Origin of the sequence: Bradyrhizobium sp. Rc2d (genome assembly GCF_900099855.1) — a bacterium.
GTDB lineage: Bacteria > Pseudomonadota > Alphaproteobacteria > Rhizobiales > Xanthobacteraceae > Bradyrhizobium.
On the sequence record NZ_FNCU01000025.1, the window covers coordinates 58,121 to 76,608 of the forward strand.

General features: G+C 65.0%; 20 protein-coding genes. 6 read left to right on the forward strand and 14 right to left on the reverse strand.

All coding sequences use genetic code 11. The annotated features are described in order from the left end of the window. Nucleotides 1–99 precede the first annotated feature (99 nt). Together BLV07_RS27240 and hemH are read right to left on the reverse strand one after the other, a co-directional pair. Nucleotides 100–1,077 (reverse strand): ABC transporter substrate-binding protein, encoded by a 978-nt coding sequence (locus BLV07_RS27240; protein ID WP_091892105.1) that lies wholly within the window; start codon nucleotides 1,075–1,077, stop codon nucleotides 100–102. Nucleotides 1,078–1,088: 11 nt separating this feature from the next. Next, complete coding sequence (gene hemH, locus BLV07_RS27245) at nucleotides 1,089–2,126, reverse strand: ferrochelatase (protein ID WP_091892107.1); 1,038 nt, start codon at nucleotides 2,124–2,126, stop codon at nucleotides 1,089–1,091. Nucleotides 2,127–2,205: 79 nt separating this feature from the next. On the opposite strand from hemH, the gene BLV07_RS27250 reads away from it, so the two are divergent. Beyond that, nucleotides 2,206–2,604 (forward strand): MAPEG family protein, encoded by a 399-nt coding sequence (locus tag BLV07_RS27250; protein WP_091892110.1) that lies wholly within the window; start codon nucleotides 2,206–2,208, stop codon nucleotides 2,602–2,604. A gap of 157 nt (nucleotides 2,605–2,761) precedes the next feature. On the opposite strand, the gene BLV07_RS27255 is transcribed toward BLV07_RS27250, so the two are convergent. Genes BLV07_RS27255 through BLV07_RS27270 form a run of 4 tightly spaced genes read right to left on the reverse strand, consistent with a single transcriptional unit; the run spans nucleotide 2,762 to nucleotide 7,255 of the window. After that, entirely contained in the window at nucleotides 2,762–3,874 is a 1,113-nt protein-coding gene (locus tag BLV07_RS27255) for a nickel/cobalt transporter (protein WP_176945785.1), read from the reverse strand. Then, nucleotides 3,871–4,503, reverse strand: coding sequence for a DUF1007 family protein (locus BLV07_RS27260; protein WP_091892114.1), 633 nt, complete (start codon nucleotides 4,501–4,503; stop codon nucleotides 3,871–3,873). Before BLV07_RS27260 ends, BLV07_RS27255 begins: the two co-directional genes overlap by 4 nt. Nucleotides 4,504–4,526: 23 nt before the next feature. Then, nucleotides 4,527–5,174 (reverse strand): DUF1007 family protein, encoded by a 648-nt coding sequence (locus BLV07_RS27265; RefSeq protein WP_091892116.1) that lies wholly within the window; start codon nucleotides 5,172–5,174, stop codon nucleotides 4,527–4,529. Next, the gene (locus BLV07_RS27270; RefSeq protein WP_091892118.1) at nucleotides 5,174–7,255 is read right to left on the reverse strand and encodes a M3 family metallopeptidase; all 2,082 of its coding nucleotides are present in this window, start codon (nucleotides 7,253–7,255) and stop codon (nucleotides 5,174–5,176) included. Before BLV07_RS27270 ends, BLV07_RS27265 begins: the two co-directional genes overlap by 1 nt. Nucleotides 7,256–7,392: 137 nt before the next feature. On the opposite strand from BLV07_RS27270, the gene BLV07_RS27275 reads away from it, so the two are divergent. The 5 genes from BLV07_RS27275 (at nucleotide 7,393) to BLV07_RS27295 (ending at nucleotide 12,225) form a co-directional block, all read left to right on the forward strand. Continuing rightward, entirely contained in the window at nucleotides 7,393–7,647 is a 255-nt protein-coding gene (locus BLV07_RS27275; RefSeq protein WP_091892120.1) for a hypothetical protein, read from the forward strand. 687 nt (nucleotides 7,648–8,334) lie between these two features. Further along, nucleotides 8,335–9,477, forward strand: coding sequence for a type III PLP-dependent enzyme (locus BLV07_RS27280; RefSeq protein ID WP_091892122.1), 1,143 nt, complete (start codon nucleotides 8,335–8,337; stop codon nucleotides 9,475–9,477). A 130-nt stretch (nucleotides 9,478–9,607) separates the two neighbouring features. Continuing rightward, a complete protein-coding gene (locus tag BLV07_RS27285) occupies nucleotides 9,608–10,195 on the forward strand; it encodes a GNAT family N-acetyltransferase (RefSeq protein ID WP_091892124.1) in 588 nt (195 codons plus the stop codon). Between the two features lie 149 nt (nucleotides 10,196–10,344). Continuing rightward, entirely contained in the window at nucleotides 10,345–10,734 is a 390-nt protein-coding gene (locus BLV07_RS27290; RefSeq protein ID WP_091892126.1) for a RidA family protein, read from the forward strand. A 48-nt stretch (nucleotides 10,735–10,782) separates the two neighbouring features. Then, entirely contained in the window at nucleotides 10,783–12,225 is a 1,443-nt protein-coding gene (locus BLV07_RS27295) for a homospermidine synthase (protein ID WP_091892128.1), read from the forward strand. A gap of 208 nt (nucleotides 12,226–12,433) precedes the next feature. On the opposite strand, the gene BLV07_RS47770 is transcribed toward BLV07_RS27295, so the two are convergent. From BLV07_RS47770 to BLV07_RS27340, 8 genes are all read right to left on the reverse strand, one after another. Beyond that, nucleotides 12,434–12,763: a hypothetical protein gene (locus tag BLV07_RS47770; protein WP_176945792.1), complete on the reverse strand. Its 330-nt coding sequence runs from the start codon at nucleotides 12,761–12,763 to the stop codon at nucleotides 12,434–12,436. Between the two features lie 100 nt (nucleotides 12,764–12,863). Next, nucleotides 12,864–13,580: an MgtC/SapB family protein gene (locus tag BLV07_RS27310; protein WP_091892133.1), complete on the reverse strand. Its 717-nt coding sequence runs from the start codon at nucleotides 13,578–13,580 to the stop codon at nucleotides 12,864–12,866. A gap of 30 nt (nucleotides 13,581–13,610) precedes the next feature. Next, on the reverse strand, nucleotides 13,611–14,630 hold the full coding sequence (locus BLV07_RS27315; protein WP_176945786.1) for a WD40 repeat domain-containing protein: 1,020 nt from the start codon (nucleotides 14,628–14,630) through the stop codon (nucleotides 13,611–13,613). Then, on the reverse strand, nucleotides 14,630–15,673 hold the full coding sequence (locus tag BLV07_RS27320; protein ID WP_091892137.1) for a CobW family GTP-binding protein: 1,044 nt from the start codon (nucleotides 15,671–15,673) through the stop codon (nucleotides 14,630–14,632). The genes BLV07_RS27315 and BLV07_RS27320 overlap by 1 nt, the downstream gene beginning before the upstream one ends. Nucleotides 15,674–15,726: 53 nt before the next feature. Next, nucleotides 15,727–16,590 (reverse strand): metal ABC transporter solute-binding protein, Zn/Mn family, encoded by an 864-nt coding sequence (locus BLV07_RS27325; protein WP_091892139.1) that lies wholly within the window; start codon nucleotides 16,588–16,590, stop codon nucleotides 15,727–15,729. Nucleotides 16,591–16,592: 2 nt separating this feature from the next. Further along, nucleotides 16,593–17,462 (reverse strand): metal ABC transporter permease, encoded by an 870-nt coding sequence (locus tag BLV07_RS27330; RefSeq protein ID WP_091892141.1) that lies wholly within the window; start codon nucleotides 17,460–17,462, stop codon nucleotides 16,593–16,595. A 6-nt stretch (nucleotides 17,463–17,468) separates the two neighbouring features. After that, nucleotides 17,469–18,224 (reverse strand): metal ABC transporter ATP-binding protein, encoded by a 756-nt coding sequence (locus BLV07_RS27335; RefSeq protein WP_176945787.1) that lies wholly within the window; start codon nucleotides 18,222–18,224, stop codon nucleotides 17,469–17,471. Between the two features lie 2 nt (nucleotides 18,225–18,226). Further along, nucleotides 18,227–18,451, reverse strand: coding sequence for a hypothetical protein (locus tag BLV07_RS27340; protein WP_091892145.1), 225 nt, complete (start codon nucleotides 18,449–18,451; stop codon nucleotides 18,227–18,229). Nucleotides 18,452–18,488: the final 37 nt, after the last annotated feature.

Sequence of the window (18,488 nt, forward strand, 5' to 3'; positions counted from 1 at the left end):
AATGCTCACGATATGTATTTGCGGAAGGCTCTTGAAAGCGAGTGGCGCAGACCTACCGACAAATATTAACACATCCGGTCACGCCGTCTGCCGCTGGCTTCATTCGATGACGTCGTCCGCGATTGCGAGCAGGCCTGCCGGAAACGTGACGCCAAGCGCTTTGGCCGTCTTCAGATTGATCGTCAGCTCGAATTTGGTGGGATTCTGGACCGGCAGATCGGCCGCCGGCGCTCCCTTGAGGATACGATCAATGTAGGAAGCGGCGCGGCGCAGCTGCTCGGCGCTGTCGGTGCTGTAGGACATCAGCCCGCCCTCCTCGACGAAGGTGCGGCTCCAGAACACCGCGGGCACGCGCGCCTCCGCGATCGCCGCAAGCAGATCTGCGCGGTTGGCCATGGTGAAGAAGTCCGGCAGGACCAAGACGCCGCCGTCCTTCCGCGAGGCCAGTGCGGCGATCGAGCCGGCGTCGTTCACCGGCGTGGGCTCGATGGTCACATGGAGCGTCCGCGCCGCCTCTTCGATGGTGTGCAGCATCAGGGGCGCGAACGGCGCGGTGGCGGGGTTGTAGACGACAAAGACGCGGCGGACGGGCGGCGTGACCTGCGTCAGCATCTCCAGCCATTTGCCGGCGAGCGGGCCGTCGTAGTCGGTGAAGCCGGTGACGTTGCCGCCGGGATGCGCGAGGTTTTTGACAAAACCCTGACTGACGGGATCGGTGACGACGGCGAACACGATGGGGATCGTCGCGGTGCGCTGGCGCAGCTCCTCCTCCGAGGGCGTGCCGACCGCGAGCAGGATGTCGGGCTTGAGCGCGACCAGCTCGTCCGCAAGGCGCGCGATCCGCGCCCGGTCACCGCCGCCGCTGCGCCAGTCGATCCGCAAGTTGTCGCGCTCCTTCCAGCCATGACCGGCGAGCGCCTCGACCAGGATGGTGCTGCGGGCCTGCCCGATCGCATCCTCAGCGGCCGTGACCGAGAGCACGCCGAGCCGGCGCATCGCATCCGGCTGCTGCGCCCGCACTGAGGCCGGCAGCGCCGCAATCATCCCAAGAAGCGCCAGACATTCGCGGCGATTCATGGGGCACATCATCAAATCCAGCCCTGAAGCTCGCGCAGCACGAGAGCGCGGATCACGTCCAGGCCAGGCTGGCTATCGTTGAGGCAGGGGATCGCGGAAAACTGCTCACCGCCATTGTGCTTGAAGATCTCGGCGTTCTCCTGCGCGATCTCCTCCAGCGTCTCCAGGCAGTCGGCGGCAAAGCCCGGCGTCACCACCGCGATGCGGCGCACGCCGTCTTTCGCCAGACGCTCCATGGTTTTGTCCGTATACGGCTGAAGCCACTCGTCATTGCCGAAACGAGACTGGAAGGTCAGCAGCAGCTTTGTCTCGTCCATGCCGAGCCGGCGGCGCAGCGCCTCCGTGGTGGCGATGCAGTGCTGCTGATAGGGATCGCCCTTGTCGACATAGGATTTCGGCATGCCGTGGAAGGAAGCGACGATCAGCTCCGGCTTGAACGGCAGGCTCGCCAGATGCGCCTCGATCGAAGTCGCGAGCGCCTCGATATAGGTCGCGTCCTCGTAATAAGGCGGCGTCACCCGCAACGTCGGCTGGTTACGTAGGCGGGCGAGCACGCGGAAGACCTCGTCGCAGACCGTCGCCGAGGTCGAGGCGGAATATTGCGGATAGAGCGGGACGGCGAGGACGCGCTCGCAGCCCTTCGCGATCAGCGCGTCGATGCCCGCTTCGATCGAGGGATTGCCGTAGCGCATCGCCCAGTCCACGACGACATGACTGCGATCCGACAGCGCGACCGCGAGCTTGTCAGCTTGCGAGCGCGTGATGGTCTTCAGCGGCGACTCGTTGCGCTCATTGTTCCAGATCTTGCGGTAGTCCAGCGCCTTGGTGCGGGGACGGCTGCGCAGGATGATCCCGTTCAGCACCAGCTTCCAGACCAGGCCCTGGTCCTCGATGACGCGGGTATCCGAGAGGAACTCCTTCAGATAGACCCGCACGCCGGGCGCATCGGCCGTGTCGGGCGTGCCGAGATTGATCAGGAGCACGCCGACGCGCGGCAGGGCGGATTGGGCGGCCGGTTTCGCGCTTTCGACGGGGACGACGCTGGTCATGGCTCTGTGCCTCGCGCGTTGGTCTGAACTTGTCAAGATGAGGCCGGTTTCGCTAGGGTCGCTACCCACGGGAGGGAAGATGACACTCGCGGAATGGTGCGTCCTGGGAGCGCTGCTGCTTTATCTCTCGACGATCGCCTCGATCAAATGGATCAGGTTTCGCACGTTCGACAATTCCCGGCCGCGCGACCCCGCCTTCTATGCGGATGCCATCGCGCAGCGTGCTCTCGGCGCGCATCAGAACGGCATCGAGACGTTCCCCTTCTTCGCCTTTGCGGTGCTGCTCGCCGAATACAGGGATTCGCCGCAGCGGCTGATCGACGAACTCGCGGCGCTGTTCCTGATCGTGCGGATCGCCTATGTGCTGACCTATCTCGGCAACCGCCCGACGCTGCGCTCGATCCTCTGGAGCATCGGCTTTGCGATCAATCTCGGGATCTTCTTCATGCCGGCATTGAAGCGGTTTCTGCCGGTGTGACTTTCTTCCTTCTCCCCTTGCGGGAGAAGGTGGCGCGAAGCGCCGGATGAGGGGTTCTATCCGTTCGCAAGACTGTTCGTGAGGAGACAGACCCCTCACCCGTCTCGCCGCTACGCGGCGAGCCACCCTCTCCCGCAAGGGGAGAGGGAGAAAAAGCTCAAAAGCACGTCGTCCGTTCGGCGGCGATGTAGCCGAACAGCAGGCCGACGCCGAATAGCAATACCAGGCCGGCGGCGCCGAATTCGATGCCGCGCATGAACAGCGCGCCGCCGCCGTCGCGGCCGGCGCTGAGGCGCGCGGCGATGTCCTTGGCGGAGACGGCGACGATTGCGATGGCCGCGACCGTGATCGCGGTGCCCAATCCCATCAGGAAGGTCGCGGCGATGCCGGCCCAGAACAGGCCCTGCGCCAGCGCGAACACCAAGACCAGGATCGCGCCCGAACAGGGGCGGATGCCGACGGTCAGGATCGCGGCGAACCCGCGCCGCCAGCCGCCGGGGCCGGCGAGCTCGCTCGGGGTGGGACCATGGGAGTGGCCGCAATGCTCGTCATGGACGTGGTCGTGCCCGTGGTGATGGGAGTGAGTGTGACTGTGATCGTGGTGATGAGCGTGGCCATGATGGTCGTGGGCATCATGATGATGGCCGTGGCCATGGTGATCATGCGGCACGCCCGCGATCGCCGGCACCGAGTGCACGGCCTGGAGCGCGCGGATGAACGCACCGCCCTTGACCCAGACCAGCCTCAGGCCGAACAGTGTGATCAGGGCGTAGCTCGCGATCTCGATCACCCCTTCCGCCTTGCACATGGTCTTCGCGGTCGCATTCAGCAGCCAGGCCGACACGCCGACGATCAGGATCGCCACCAGCGACTGCATCAGCGCCGAAGCGAACGACAGCGCGATGCCGCGCCGCGCGGTTTCGCGGTTGGCGACGAGATAAGAGGCGATCACCGCCTTGCCATGGCCGGGGCCAGCGGCGTGGAAGATGCCATAGGCAAACGAGATGAACAGCAGCGTCCACACCGCCGAGCCGTCGGACTTCGCGGCGCGGATGGTCGCCGACATCTGGCGATAGAATTCCGATTGCTTTGCCAGCAGCCAGCCGATGAGGCCGCTGGCCTCCGGTTCGGCGGCCTGCGCCGGCCGCGGCGCGCCGAACGCGTTTTGCGCGAGAAGATCGTGGAGCGCGGCGTCGGCCACGGACACGACCAGCAGAGCGGCAACGCAGGTGAGAAGCCCGCGCGCGAACCGGGCGAGTTGCGGTTTCAAGGGCAATCCACCGTGATCTTGTTGGCGAACATCATGCCGAAATTCGAATTCTCGCCATTCAGGAAGGTCTGCTCGTTGAGCTTCTGCGCGCTCGCGGTGCCGTCGCTCGGGCGCTCGAGCTTCATCTGGCAGCCCGCGGGGGCACCGACCAGCTTGACCGGATTGTCGTTGGCCATCTGGAAATCGATGAAGAAGGAGCGGTCGAACACTTCGAGCACCAGCTGCCTGGGCTTGACCGGACTCTTCAGCGGCAGCGTGAAGTGCAGGGTCAGCACCGTATCCTTGTAGTCGAGGAAATAGTCGACCGGCTCCTGGAATCGCTCCTTCTTGCCGTCGGCTCGCGCAAAGGTGAAGTAGGCGTATTCCTTGAGCGACTCGACATTGGTCTGTGCCAGCGGCCCGAGCTCCTCGCGCGTATAGGCGCCCTTGGTCTTACTCTCGAGCCCCTGCACCGCATAGGCCGAGAACATGTCGTCAAAGGTCCAGGCGTGACGGACTCCGGTGACGCTGCCATCCGGTGCGTAGAGCAGTTCGCTGGTCGCGGTGATCCAGACATGCGGATGCGCGCTCGCCGCGCCCGCCACGAGCGTCATCGCGGCGGCGAGCAGCCATCCGAACAAGCGGCGCATCGGAGGTATCCAAACCGGCAGGATCATGGGCACTCCACCTCGATCGGGACGATGAACAATAGGCCGACAGCGACGTTCGCACCGCCCTCCTTGAAGGTATCCTCGCTCGCATCCTGCACCAGCTTGCGGTCCCGGTCGTCGCCCGCTGACCGCCGCAGCCATACCTCGCAACCGGCGGGCGCACCGACGAGTTTGACCGGATGCTCCTTTGCCAATCGAAAATCGATGAAAAAGGAACGATCAAAAATAGTCAGACGAACCGTCTTCGCCTTCACAGGCGTTTTCAGCGGCAGCGTGAAATGCAGAGTGAGGTGGTCGTCCTTGTAATCGAAGAAGTAATCGACCGGCTCTGCAAACGGGAGCCTCTCGCCCACCCTCAAGAAGGTGAAGTAGGCGTTATCCTTCAGCGACTCGACCTGGGTCTGCGCCAACGGCGCCAGCTCCTCGCGGGTATAGGCGGCCTTAGACTTCCCCCCAAGCCCCTGCATAGCATTGGCCGAGAATGCGTCGTCAAAAGTCCAGGCGTGGCGGAGGCCAGTGACGCTGCCGTCTTCGGCGTAGAGCAACTCGCTGGTCGCGGTGATCCAGACATGCGGATGCGCGCTCGCCGCGCCCGCCACGAGCGTCATCGCGGCGACGAGCAGGAAGCCGAACAGGCGGCGCATGCTCATCAGGCCGCCTTGGCGTCGTCGAGCAGGCCGCGGCGGCGCAGCAGCGCGTCGGGCTCCGGCGGGCGGCCGCGGAAGGCCTCATAGGCGGCCTCCGGATCGACCGAGCCGCCCGAGGCGTAGATGTCGTCGTGCAGGCGCTTGGCGACCGCGGGATCGAAGATGTCGCCGGCCTCCTCGAACGCGCCGAAGGCGTCGGCGTCCATCACCTCCGACCACATGTAGCTGTAGTAGCCGGCGGCATAATGATCGCCGGTGAAGATGTGGCCGAATTGCGTGGGACGGTGACGTAGCGAGATTTCCTCGGGCATGCCGATCTTCTCCAGCTCTTGTCTCTCGAAGGCGCGCACGTCGTGCGCGGCGGAAGCCGGCTGGGTGTGGAATTCGAGATCGACCAGCGCCGAGGAGACGAACTCGACCGTGGCAAAACCCTGGTTGAATTTTCGCGCGGCGAGGAAGCGTTGCAGGAGGTCCTCCGGCAACGGCTCGCCGGTCTGGTGGTGGCGAGCGAACTTCTGCAGCACCTCGGGCCGCTCCTGCCAGTGCTCGTAGAGCTGGGACGGCAGCTCGACGAAGTCGGTGAACACGGAGGTGCCCGACAGCGAGGGATAGGTGACGTTGGAGAGCATGCCGTGCAGGCCGTGGCCGAACTCGTGGAACAGGGTGCGGGCGTCGTCGGGCGACAGCAGCGAAGGCTCGCCGCCGGCTCCCTTGGCAAAATTGCAGATGTTGAGAACCAGCGGCGCGACGTCGCCGTCGAGCTTTTGCTGGTCGCGCAGCGAGGTCATCCAGGCGCCGGAGCGCTTCGAGGGCCGGGCGAAGTAGTCTCCATAGAACAGCGCCTTGTGCTTGCCGTCCCTGCCCTTCACCTCCCAGACCCGGACGTCCGGGTGCCAGACCGGAACATCCTTACGCTCCTCGAAGGTGATGCCGAACAGGCGCGTGGCGCAGTCGAAGGCGGCGGCGATCATGTGGTCGAGCGAAAGATACGGTTTGATCGCGGCGTCGTCGAAATTGGCGCGCTGAAGGCGTAGCTTCTCGGCGTAGAAGCGCCAGTCCCAGGGGGCGAGCTTGAAATTGCCGCCCTCGGCCGCGATCAGCGCCTGCATGTCGTCGCGGTCGGCGAGCGCGCGCGCCCTCGCCGGCTTCCAGACCCGTTCCAGAAGGCCCCGCACCGCTTCCGGCGTCTTGGCCATGGAATCTTCGAGCCGGTAGGCGGCGAAGGTCGGGTAGCCCAGGAGCTTGGCGCTCTCTTCGCGCAGCTTCAGAATCTCGACGATGATTGCGTTGTTGTCATTGGCGTTGCCGTTGTCGCCCCGCGCGGTGAAGGCCTTGTAGACCTTCTCGCGCAGGTCGCGCCGCGCCGAGCTCTTCAGGAACTGTTCGACCGAGGAGCGCGACAGCGTGACGATGGCCTTGCCTTCCATGCCGCGCTCTTCTGCCGCTGCCTTGGCACCGGCGACAAAGCTCTCCGGCAGGCCCTGGCGGTCGGCCTCCCCGAGCTCCAGGACCCAATCCTGCTCGTCCCCGAGCAGATGATGGCTGAAGCTGGTGCCGAGCTGGGCGAGCCTCTCATTGATCTCCGCCATCCGCGTCTTGGCCTCGTCGGAGAGGCCGGCGCCGGAACGGTGGAAGCGGGTGTAGGTGCGCTCCAACAGGCGCAGCTGCTCGGGCGTGAGACCGAGATTGGCGCGGTTCTCGTGCAGCTGGGCAATGCGGCCAAACAGCACGGCGTTCATCATGATCGGATTCCAGTGCCGTGCCATCCGCAAGGAGACCTCCTTGTCGATCTCCAGGATGGCCGGGTTGGAATGCGCCGAGACGAGGTCGTAGAAGACCGCCGCGACCTTGCTCAAGAGCTTGCCCGAGCGCTCCAGCGCCGTGATGGTGTTGGCGAAGTCGGGCGCGGCCGGATCGTTGGTGATCGCCGCGATCTCGGCGGAGTGATCGGCGAAGGCCTGCTCGTAGGCCGGGAGGAAGTGCTCCGGCTTGATCTCGTCGAAAGGCGGGGTCGCGAACGGCGTCACCCAGGCCCTCAGCAGCGGGTTGGTCTCGGCGTCCGTAGTTTGGCGCAGTTCTGACATCACAGGTCCCGATTTTTGAGCCGATTTGTTGCGGCCAGCTATAGCACGCGATGGGGCTTTTTTGGGCCGTTTGCCCTTGCTCCCGGCCGCCTTTTCGGGGAGATTGCGGCCCTCGAAGACACGGGATCCCTGAGCTCATGAACGCGCCTGCCTCCTCTTCCCGCCAGATCGCCTGGCCGAGCGTCATCACCGTCATCAGCGCCGCCATCCTGATTGGCGCGGAGGTGTTCGGCGCGGCGTTTGCCGGCGGCTGGGCGCTCGCGATCCTGTTCGGGCTCGGCGACCAGGGCGCGCACATCCTTCAGGCCGTGCTGTTCACACTCGGCGTGCTGGTGATGACCGCGTTCATCCGCGGAGCTCAGCGCGTCGAGCCGTTCACGAAGCGCCGCTGACGTTTCGTCGCGCGCGAGACACGCGCGTTGCGCAGAAAACTTAACGCGCGTTCATCTTCCGCGTCGCTCGCGCAACACTGCGCAAGCAGGTGTTAGGCAATTCTGTTCTCAGCCTAAAAAAATTCTTGCGAAGCAGAGTCAAAACGCTTATGTGCGGATTTGCCCAATTTCGCACGTGCCTGTGGTCGTGTGTCAGTCGGTAGGTATCCGGACAAGAGGCCGGACAGCCGCCAAGGGGTGAAGAAGCCGAGGGGCTCTTCGGAAGTGCGGAAGTCAAAGAACCGAAGGTCGCAAGACCTGAAGGTCCGAAGACGAAGCAAACCCGGAGCGTCCAGCATCTCTCTCAAGAGATGCCATGTCGAAGGTGACTTCACTTTTTGCAACCGTGACTGGCAGCCGGAGGCGAACCGGCGCACCCCGCTCTCAACGGGGGACGCGACTTAAAGCAACGACGGATCGGGCTTTTTTGGTCTCTACCGGCAGTCCAACGCCGGCGCGGGCTACTGAAAAGGCTTGTCCTTCATTGCCAGGTGTGCGGGCGGGAAAACTCCCAACCAATCCACGGCAGCACAATTCGGTCCAGGGGTCTTGCCCTGTCGCGTCTCCATCGTGCGGCAGCGGCGTAGCACCCTCGTCCGAGAACCACTTTGAACGAGCTCCGTCGCTGGGGCCGCTTTGGAGAGTGCTATGACCGAACGTATCCAGGAATTCCTGCGCAATCGCCGCAAGGATGGCCTCGACACCGAGCCGTGCCTCGTCGTCGACCTCGAGGTCGTGCGCGACAATTACCAGAGCTTCGCCAAGGCGCTGCCCGACAGCCGCGTGTTCTACGCCGTCAAGGCGAACCCGGCGCCGGAAGTGCTGGCCCTGCTCGCCTCCATGGGCTCCTGCTTCGACACCGCGACGGTCGCCGAGATCGAGATGGCGCTGGGCGCCGGTGCGACGCCCGATCGCATCTCCTTCGGCAACACGATCAAGAAGGAGCGCGACATCGCGCGCGCCTTCGCGCTCGGCATCCGGCTGTTCGCCGTGGACTGCGCCGCCGAGGTCGAAAAGGTTGCCCGCGCCGCCCCCGGTGCGAAGGTGTTCTGCCGCATCCTCTATGACTGCGCCGGCGCCGAATGGCCGCTGTCGCGCAAGTTCGGCTGCGACCCGGAGATGGCGGTCGAGGTGCTCGACCTCGCCAAGCGCCTTCGCTTGGAGCCGTACGGCATCTCCTTCCATGTCGGCTCGCAGCAGCGCAAGGTGAAGGCGTGGGACCGTGCGCTGGCGATGGCCTCGCAGGTATTCCGCGACTGCGCCGAGCGCGGCATCAACCTGTCCATGGTCAACATGGGCGGCGGCTTCCCGACCAAGTATCTCAAGGACGTGCCCCCGGTCGTGACCTACGGCCGGTCGATCTTCCGCGCGCTGCGCAAGCACTTCGGCAACCAGATTCCGGAGACTATCATCGAGCCGGGCCGCGGCATGGTGGGCAACGCCGGCATCATCGAATCCGAGGTCGTGCTCATCTCGAAGAAGAGCGACGAGGACGAGGTGCGCTGGGTGTACCTGGACATCGGCAAGTTCGGCGGCCTCGCCGAGACCATGGACGAGTCGATCCGGTACGCCATCCGCACCCGTCACGACGGCGCGGACATGACGCCGTGCGTGCTCGCGGGGCCGACCTGCGACAGCGCCGACGTGCTGTACGAGAAGACCCCATATCCGCTTCCCGTGACGCTCGAGATCGGCGACAAGGTGCTGATCGAAGGCACCGGGGCCTACACGTCGACCTACTCGTCGGTGGCGTTCAACGGCATCCCGCCGCTGAAGACCTACCACATCTGATCCGCCTCTCTTTCGAGGCCTGACGAACCCGGGAGCCGGCCCTGCCGGCTCCTCCCTCACATTTCGATTTCTGACGACGTCTTGGACCGGCGCGCTCGCTCACGTCGGTTCAAGCGGGGACTGACGCGCCATGACTGCTCCTCGGAAGCCACAAATCGCTCTCACCTCGAAAGCCGCTCCGTTCGCGATCCGCAGCGAGCGTGCTGGCGACGTCGCGATGCGTGAAGCGCTGCTCGATGCCTGCTTTGGCGAGAACCGCCATGGCCGCACCTGCCAGCGCCTGCGCGACGGACGCGCGCCTGCCGCAGGCCTTGCCCTGTCGGCGGTGCGCGAGGGACAGCTCGTGGGAACCGTGCGGCTGTGGCACGTCAGCGCCGGAGGCAGGCCCGCTCTGGTCCTCGGACCGCTGGCGGTCGACCCTGCCTGCCGCGAGCTCGGGATCGGCGCCGCGCTGATGCATCAAGCGCTGGCCGCCGCCCGGGCGCGCGGGCATGCTGCCGTGATCCTGCTCGGCGATGCCCCCTACTACGCCCGCTTCGGCTTCTCGGCCGACAAGACCGGCGCGCTGTCGCTGCCCGGCCCATTCGAGCGCGACCGGCTGCTGGCGATCGAGTTCGCGGAAGGCGCGCTCGACGGCGCCGAAGGGATGATCGTTCCGACCGGAGCGGCCCTGCCCAAACGGAGGGCGGTTCGCGCCCTCCACGCGCACGCGGCCTAAGGGATTGCCATGATGGCAACGACCGAAGCCGCATCCAGCGGCCATACCCGGCTGCGCCTGACTTGATGCCTGTTCCTTTGGGGTTGCGCGGGCCCGAGAAACGCCCTTTAACCCCGCAAAACATCGCCCTTCAGTCGAGGTCCGAGAGCATGTCCCGTCGCCTGATTTCCACCGGCTCCCCGTTCGAGAAGACCGCCGGCTACAGCCGCGCCGTGATCGATGGCGAGTTCGCCTTCGTCGCGGGAACGACGGGCTATGACTACACGACCATGACGATGCCGGCCGATGTCACGAGCCAGTCACGCAACTGCTTCAAGACCATCGAAGCCGCCCTGAAGGAGGGCGGTTTCGAGATGACCGATATCGTCCGCGCGACCTATTACCTCACCGACGTCAAAGATGCAGACGCGCATTTCGCTGTCTGCGGCGAAGTCCTCGGCGACATCCGCCCGGCCGCAACGCTTCTCGTCGTCTCGGCACTCTACAAGCCCGAGATGAAGGTCGAGATCGAAGTCACCGCCAAGCGCCGCAGCGCCTGATCCACCCCTCACCATTTGTTTGCCAGCACGTTCCGGAGAAACCATCCCATGAGCCCCGCCTCGCAGATCTACGCGAAGATCACCGGTCCCATCGTCATGGTCGGCTTCGGCTCCATCGGCAAAGGCACGTTGCCGCTGATCGAGCGGCATCTCGATTACGACAAGTCGCGCGTCACCGTGATCGATCCCAAGGATGAGGGCCGCAAGGCGCATTGCGAGAAGCACAATGTCCGCTTCATCCAGAAGGGCGTGACCAAGGAAAATTATCGGGAGTTGCTGACCCCGCTGCTCACCGAAGGCGGCGGCCAGGGCTTTTGCGTCAATCTCTCGGTCGACACCGGCTCCACCGACATCATGGAGCTCTGCAACGAACTTGGCGCGCTCTACATCGACACGGTCAACGAGCCCTGGCTCGGCTTCTATTTCGACGCTTCGAAGGGCCCGGAAGCGCGCTCCAACTACGCCCTTCGCGAAGTGACGCTGGCCGCCAAGAAGGCGCGGCCTAAGGGCTCGACGACGGCCGTGTCCTGCTGTGGCGCCAATCCCGGCATGGTCTCCTTTTTCGTCAAGCAGGCGCTGCTCAATGTCGCCGCGGATCTGAAGCTCAATGCCCCCAAGCCGAAGACCAAAGCCGAATGGGCGGACCTGATGCGGCAGGCCGGCGTCAAAGGCATCCACATCGCCGAACGCGACACCCAGCGCTCCAGGAACCCGAAGGAGCCCGACGTCTTCGTCAACACCTGGTCGGTGGAAGGCTTCCTGTCGGAAGGCGTGCAGCCGTCCGAACTCGGTTGGGGCACCCACGAAAAATGGATGCCCGAGAATGCGCGGACCCACGAAGCCGGCTGCGGCGCCGCCATCTATCTGATGCAGCCCGGCGCCAACACGCGCGTCCGCACCTGGTGCCCGACCCGCGGCGCGCAATATGGCTTCCTCGTTACCCACAACGAGTCGATCTCGATTGCCGATTACTTCACGGTGCGTGACGCATCGGGCACGGCGATCTACCGGCCGACCTGCCACTATGCCTATCATCCGGCCGACGATGCCGTGCTGTCGCTGCATGAAATGTTCGGCCGCGCGGCGAAGATGCAGGAAAAGCACCACATCCTCGATGAGAACGAAATCGTCGATGGCATCGACGAGCTCGGCGTGCTGCTGTTCGGCCACGACAACAATGCCTACTGGTACGGCTCGCAGCTCTCCATCGAAGAGACCCGCAAGCTCGCGCCCTACCAGAACGCCACCGGCCTGCAAGTGACCTCCGCCGTGCTCGGCGGCATGGTGTGGGCGCTGGAGAACCCGAACGAAGGCATCGTCGAAGCCGACGAGATGGATTTCGATCGTCTCTTGGAAATCCAGCTGCCTTATCTCGGCCCGGTGAAGGGTTTCTACACCGACTGGACGCCGCTGACGGATCGCCCGGGACTGTTCCCGGAAGATATCGATATGAGCGATCCCTGGCAGTTCCGGAATATTCTGGTGCGGTGAGGGCGGCTGTTTCCGGTCGTCATTCCAGGGGCGCGCTACTTGGCGCGAGCCCGAAATCCAGCTCCGCACACTGCTGTCATGCCCCGCGCAGGCGGGGCATCCAGTACGCCGCGGCTTCTCGGCTCGATCACTACGGGCTCTGGAATACTGGATTGCCCGCTTTCGCGGGTGATGACACCGAGTGCGTGGCTAGGAGGGCGGCCGCAATCTACTTCTTCTCAATCGGCGGCGCGACCTTCTCGGCTGGAGCGGGCGGCAGCGTGGGCTTGGTCGCCGCGCCCTGCGTCTGAGGATCGGGCCGTGCGGGCTCGGGGGCCGGCGTGGTCGGGCGATCACCGCCCGGCTTGGACTCCGCGGGCGTCTTGCCCTGATCGTCGGACGGGGTGCCCTGGAGCGGTGGCGTTGCCTGCGCCATCTGCAGCCGGCTCTCGGCGCGAATCTGCGCCAGCGACAGGCCCGACACCACGACGCCCGCTGCGAACAGCGAGCAGGCGATCATCAGGTCGAGCTTCAGTCTGCGCTTGTCATTGCCTGTCATGTCGATCACCGCATTTGTCCGTGGGATCAACGAAATGGCCGCGCGCGGGTTCCGCGCCTCGCCGGGCGGGAACCGCACGCCTGCGCGCTAAAACGCCCGCTCAATCCGTGGTGCTAACTTCCCAGGTGGCGTGGCGCACGCCCGGAAGGTGCTGGAGGTCCGTCGCCACTGCGTTCAGCTCGTTCGGATCGACCGCGGTCGCAACCAGCTTTGCGACGATCTCGAGGATGTCGTCGCCGATCTCGGCCACATCGATATCAGCGACCGAATATTTCGCGGCTTCCAACCTCTCGACGAGGCGGTCGCGCATGTCAGGTAGAGCGTCGGCCGCGACCGCCAGCTTGAAGTAGTAGGTCGCCTCCAGTGCACGCTCATTCAGCGGAATGCGGTTGATGGCATTGACCAGCGGGCGCAGCAGCGTGTTGCCGGCGATGACGAACACGGTCAGCACCGCGGCTTGCGCGACCATGTCGGCGCCGGCACAGGAGCCGACCGCGGCGGAGGCCCACAGCGTCGCGGCCGTATTGAGCCCGCGCACGTCCATGCCCTGCTTCATGATGACACCGGCGCCGAGGAAGCCGATGCCGGATACGACATAGGAGATCACTCGCACCGCGCCGTCGGCACCATCCAGATGCATGGCGAGATCGACGAAGGCGGCGGCGCCGACCGCGACCAGCACGTTGGTGCGCAGGCCCGCCGTGCGCTGGCGATACTGTCGCTCGGCGCCGATCAGCGTCCCCAGCACAAAGGCCGTAAACAGGCTGATCAGCGTGTCCGCAAAGTCGGCAATCTGGAATGTCGTCAGAAACCGCATGGCCCCCTATACGGCGGGAACCATGACAGATTAAAGCTCCAACAGGCCGCCGTCCCCATTTTCATCCGCAAACGCCAGCAGCGTGCCCTTGGCGTTCCAGGCGAGTCCAGCGACCGGTGGGGTGCCGTTGCGGCGGACCAGGATTTCCGCGCCGTCCTCCAGCCGCACCATCAGCACGGTGCCGTCGCTGTAGCCGGCGGCGAGGATGTCGTTCTTGGGGTGGCAGGCCACCACCGCCACGCGCGCTTGCAACGGCGCGAGCATCGCGGGCTCCTTGCCCATCGGACCGTCCTTGCCGGCGAACGGCCACAGGATCACGGTGTCGGCGCCCGAGGTCGCCAGCGCCTTGCCGCCCGCGCTCCAGGACATCGAGCGGACGCGGCCGGGATAGCCGGTCATGCGCATGTGCCTGTTATCGGCGAGCCGCCAGCCGTGCAGCGCCGCCTCATGCATCGCAGTGACCAGGAACTTGTTGTCCGGGCTGAAGGTGACGCCGAGATGCGAGCCGGCCCAGGGCAGGAATTCGGCTGTGGCAGCCATGTTGGGAAACCACAGCGTCGCGCCGTTGTAATGCGCGATCGCGAGCCGCAGGCCTTTTGGCGCGAAGGCAAGCCCACCGACGGTCGAGGGCACCTCGATCGACTTCTCCTCGTTCTTGCCGCTTTTGACGGTCGCCGTCTTGCCGGCCGACCAGGCGAAGGCGCCATCTGGATGCAGCGCCACCGCGTCGATCCAGCGCCGCTTCGGATCAGTGGCGAGCAGTGTCACCTCGCCCTTGGCGTCGAGCGACACGACCTTACCGTCGTCGCCGCCCATGACGAGGCGCTTGCCGTCGGAGGCGGTCGAGAGGATGCCGCCGCTATGCACGGCGACCTTGCTGATCTCGCCCTTGGCATCGACCAGCGCGACATTCTCCTCGCCGCCGACGAAGGCGGCCCGATCGGCGAGGAAATGCGCTGACGTCACGGCCATGCCGAGCGCGACCGGCTTGACGCGATCGGTGACGGAAACGATCGAGGCGGAGTCGGGAGCCGGCGTAAACTCTTTCATCACGAGACGATGCAGCTCTCGAAGCCTTTACGGATGGCCTCTTCCGGCAATTCGCGGCCGATGAAGATGAGGCGGCTCTCGCGCGGCTCGCCCTCCTTCCACTTCCGCTGGTGGTCGCCCTCCAGCATCATGTGGACGCCCTGGAAGACGTAGCGGTCGTCATCGTCGTGAAAGGCGAGGATGCCCTTGGAGCGCAGGATCTTGCCGCCCTCGATCTGCACCAGGTTCTGGAGCCAGGGCATGAACACGTTGGGATCGAGCGGCTTGTCGGTCTTCAGCGCTAGCGATTGCATGTCCTCGTCGTGATAGTGCTTGAGGCCATGGCCGTGATCATGGTGATGGTGATGGTCGTGGCCATGGTGATCATGGTCGTGGTCATGATCGTCGGCCTCCAGGAAATCGGGCTCGATGTCGAGGATGCGGTCGAGGTCGAACGCGCCGCGATCGAGCACGTCGGCCAGCGCCACCGAGCAGCGCTCGGTGCGATGCAGCTTGGCATAGGGGTTGATGCCGCGGATGCGGGCCTCGACCTCGGCGAGTTCGCCCTTGTTGACCAGATCGGTCTTGTTCAGCACGATCACGTCGGCAAAGGCGATCTGGTTCTTGGCCTCGGGCGCGTCCTTGAGCCGGTCGGACAACCATTTGGCATCGGCAACCGTGACCACCGCATCGAGGCGGGCGTTCTTCTGCACGTCCTCGTCGACGAAGAAGGTCTGGGCGACCGGCGCCGGATCGGCAAGGCCGGTGGTCTCGACGATGATGGCGTCGAACTTGCCCTTGCGCTTCATCAAGCCGTCCATGATGCGCACGAGGTCGCCGCGCACGGTGCAGCAGATGCAGCCGTTGTTCATCTCGAACACTTCCTCATCGGCGCCGATGATGAGGTCGTTGTCGATGCCGATCTCGCCGAATTCGTTGACGATGACGGCGTATTTCTTGCCGTGGTTTTCCGACAGGATGCGGTTCAAAAGCGTGGTCTTGCCGGCGCCGAGATAGCCGGTCAGTACGGTCACGGGAATTTTTGGGGCAGTCGCTTCAGACATAACAACTCCGGATTTCGGGCTTTCGCGCGACGCGAGGCGGGGTGGCCCCTGCCCTAGTGGTCAAGCGCGCTGGTCAGGGCCTTTATATTGTGCCTGACCATGTCAATGTAAGTGGGTGCAGGCCCCTTTTCGCCGGTCAAACCGTCGGAAATCAAGGTCCCGCCGACCTTTGCCCCGGTCTCAGCCGCGATCCGCCGGATCAGCCGGTCGTCGCTGATATTTTCCAGGAACACCGCCGGGATTTTTTGGACCTTGATCTGGCCGATGATCGCGGCGATGTCGCGCGCGCTGGGTTCGGTCTCCGTGGAGACACCCAAGGGGGCGATGAACTGGATACCATATTCGGCGGAAAAATAGCCGAAGGCTTCGTGGGTGGAGATCACCTTGCGCCGCGCCACGGGGATTTTGGCTACGGCCTCGCGGACCTCACGGTCGAGGGTTTCGAGCTTTTCCAAATAGGCTTTGGCCTGGGCGCGGAAGACATCTGCGTCATCCGGGGCGGCCGCGGCGAGCGCATCAGCGATGTCGGTGACATAGACCTTGGCGTTGGGGATGGACTGCCAGGCATGGGGATCGGCGGCCGAACCTAATTTCAGGGGCGTGATACCGGCGCTTGCAGTCACGACCGTCGCCTTGCTGCCCGAGGACTGCACGAGGCGCGGCAGCCACCCTTCGAGACCTAGCCCGTTGACGACGACGAGATTTGCATCCGCGATCCGCTTCGCATCGCTCGGTGCGGGCGTGTAGACGTGGACATCACTGTCGGCACCGACCAGCGTGGTCAGATTGATCCGCTCACCCCCGACATTGCGGACGAAATCGGCGAGGATCGAGAAGCTCGCGACCACGTTGAGCCGCTCTGTGGCGTGCAGTGGCGGGGCGATCAGCAACAGCGCACAAAGCAGGATGAGCCGCATCGTCACGCTTCCAGATGCCGGCCGGGAAACAATTGCCGGACGATACCGCCGACGCGGCCGAACAGGACGGAGACCACGTAGAGCACCGTCGCTACGAGAATGATCGCGGGGCCCGACGGCACACGGGTCTGGAACGAGAGCACGAGGCCGGCATAGCCCGAGGCGGCGGCAGCGACGACCGCGATGCAGATCATGGCGGTGAGATCGCGCGACCAGAACCGCGCAATGCCGGCCGGCAGGATCATGAGGCCGACCGCAAGCAGCGTGCCGAGTGCCTGAAAGCCGTTGACGAGGTTGATCACGACGAGCGCGAGGAAGGCGAGATGCGCAGGCCCCCCGGCGCGGCTGACGGTGCGCAGGAACAAGGGATCGACGCTCTCGATGACCAGCGGGCGGTAGATCACGGCGAGCACGAGCAGCGTCACCGTGGCGTTGAAGGCCACCACCAGCAGCGTCTGGTCGTCCATCGCGAGGATGTTGCCGAACAGCACATGCAACAGGTCGATATTGGTGCCCTTGATCGAAACGATGGTGACGCCGAGCGCCAGCGAGGCCAGATAGAAGGTGGCCAGCGAAGCGTCCTCCTTCAGCCCGGTCGAGCGTGCGACCACACCGGCGAGGATCGCGACCGCAAAACCGGCGATCAGGCCGCCGGCAGTCATCGCGAACAGGTTGAGCCCGGAGAGCAGGAAGCCGACAGCCGCGCCCGGCAGGATCGCATGCGCCATGGCGTCGCCGACGAGGCTCATCCGCCGCAGCATCAGGAACACGCCGATCGGCGCGCCCGCCAGCGACAGCGCGATCACGGCGGCGAGTGCCCGCCGCATGAACTCGAATTCGGTGAACGGACCGATCAGCGCATCATAGGCCATTTGCGATCACGCCGCCTGCGAACGCCCGTCGTCGGCCGCGCAAGCCGCCGCGCTGTCGTCGAAAGCCTCGCACATCCGCATCGCGACCATCAGGTTTTCCGGCGTCAGCACCTCGGCCGTCGGTCCCCACGCCACAGGGCCGCGCGCCAGCACCAGCGTCTCGCTGAAATGGGTACGCACCATCTCCATGTCATGCAACGCGGCCAGCACGGTGCGGCCCTCGGTGTGCCACTCCTTCACCAGCGCGAGCAGATCGGCCGTGGTCTTGCTGTCGATGGCGTTGAAGGGCTCGTCGAGCACGATCAAGCTCGCGTCCTGGAGCAGCACCCGCGCGAACAGCACGCGCTGCATCTGGCCGCCGGAGAGCGTGCCGATCGGGCGGTTCTCGAAACCGTTAAGGCCAACGGCGGCGATCGCGCGCAGGATTTTTTGCCGCGCGGCCTTGCCGATGCCGCCGAACAGGCCCGTCCCGCGCCACAGCCCGGTGCCGACGAAATCGAACACCGAGATCGGAAAGCTGCGGTCAATCTCCGCGCTTTGCGGCAGGTACGCGATGTCCCTGCTGTCGCGTCCGCCGAGATGGATGCTGCCGTCGAGCGGCTTGAGGATGCCGACGATGCCACGGAGCAACGTCGACTTGCCGGCGCCGTTCGGGCCGATCACGGCGACCAGCGCACCGGGTGCGACCTCGCCATTGAGATGGTGCACGGCCGGATGCCGGTCATAGCCGAGCGTGACGTTGTGGAAGGCTAGCTGTGCCATGGTCACCTCATCGCCAGGAAGACCATGCCCCAGAGCGCGGCGCAGACGCTGAGCGCGGCCGCGAGGCGCCCCGCCATGGTCATGCGCAGGATCGACCACGGCGCCGCCTGGGCCGGATGCGGCGAAGCCGCATCATGGACATGGGCATGGGTGTGATCGTGCCCGTGCGAATGGGCGTGGTCGTGGGAATGGTCGTGATGATGGGCGTGGGAGGCGGCGGGAACCATGCCAAGACGTTATATTATAACATTGCGCCTGTCCACG

Coding starts and splice junctions, on each gene's coding strand:
- BLV07_RS27320 (WP_091892137.1), bottom strand. CDS start 15,673: ATGTCTGAAGCGACTGCCCCAAAAATTCCCGTGACCGTACTGACCGGC.
- BLV07_RS27325 (WP_091892139.1), bottom strand. CDS start 16,590: ATGCGGCTCATCCTGCTTTGTGCGCTGTTGCTGATCGCCCCGCCACTG.
- BLV07_RS27260 (WP_091892114.1), bottom strand. CDS start 4,503: ATGCGCCGCTTGTTCGGATGGCTGCTCGCCGCCGCGATGACGCTCGTG.
- BLV07_RS47770 (WP_176945792.1), bottom strand. CDS start 12,763: ATGACAGGCAATGACAAGCGCAGACTGAAGCTCGACCTGATGATCGCC.
- BLV07_RS27280 (WP_091892122.1), top strand. CDS start 8,335: ATGACCGAACGTATCCAGGAATTCCTGCGCAATCGCCGCAAGGATGGC.
- BLV07_RS27265 (WP_091892116.1), bottom strand. CDS start 5,174: ATGAGCATGCGCCGCCTGTTCGGCTTCCTGCTCGTCGCCGCGATGACG.
- hemH (WP_091892107.1), bottom strand. CDS start 2,126: ATGACCAGCGTCGTCCCCGTCGAAAGCGCGAAACCGGCCGCCCAATCC.
- BLV07_RS27275 (WP_091892120.1), top strand. CDS start 7,393: ATGAACGCGCCTGCCTCCTCTTCCCGCCAGATCGCCTGGCCGAGCGTC.
- BLV07_RS27340 (WP_091892145.1), bottom strand. CDS start 18,451: ATGGTTCCCGCCGCCTCCCACGCCCATCATCACGACCATTCCCACGAC.
- BLV07_RS27240 (WP_091892105.1), bottom strand. CDS start 1,077: ATGAATCGCCGCGAATGTCTGGCGCTTCTTGGGATGATTGCGGCGCTG.
- BLV07_RS27290 (WP_091892126.1), top strand. CDS start 10,345: ATGTCCCGTCGCCTGATTTCCACCGGCTCCCCGTTCGAGAAGACCGCC.
- BLV07_RS27315 (WP_176945786.1), bottom strand. CDS start 14,630: ATGAAAGAGTTTACGCCGGCTCCCGACTCCGCCTCGATCGTTTCCGTC.
- BLV07_RS27330 (WP_091892141.1), bottom strand. CDS start 17,462: ATGGCCTATGATGCGCTGATCGGTCCGTTCACCGAATTCGAGTTCATG.
- BLV07_RS27250 (WP_091892110.1), top strand. CDS start 2,206: ATGACACTCGCGGAATGGTGCGTCCTGGGAGCGCTGCTGCTTTATCTC.
- BLV07_RS27310 (WP_091892133.1), bottom strand. CDS start 13,580: ATGCGGTTTCTGACGACATTCCAGATTGCCGACTTTGCGGACACGCTG.
- BLV07_RS27270 (WP_091892118.1), bottom strand. CDS start 7,255: ATGTCAGAACTGCGCCAAACTACGGACGCCGAGACCAACCCGCTGCTG.
- BLV07_RS27285 (WP_091892124.1), top strand. CDS start 9,608: ATGACTGCTCCTCGGAAGCCACAAATCGCTCTCACCTCGAAAGCCGCT.
- BLV07_RS27295 (WP_091892128.1), top strand. CDS start 10,783: ATGAGCCCCGCCTCGCAGATCTACGCGAAGATCACCGGTCCCATCGTC.
- BLV07_RS27335 (WP_176945787.1), bottom strand. CDS start 18,224: ATGGCACAGCTAGCCTTCCACAACGTCACGCTCGGCTATGACCGGCAT.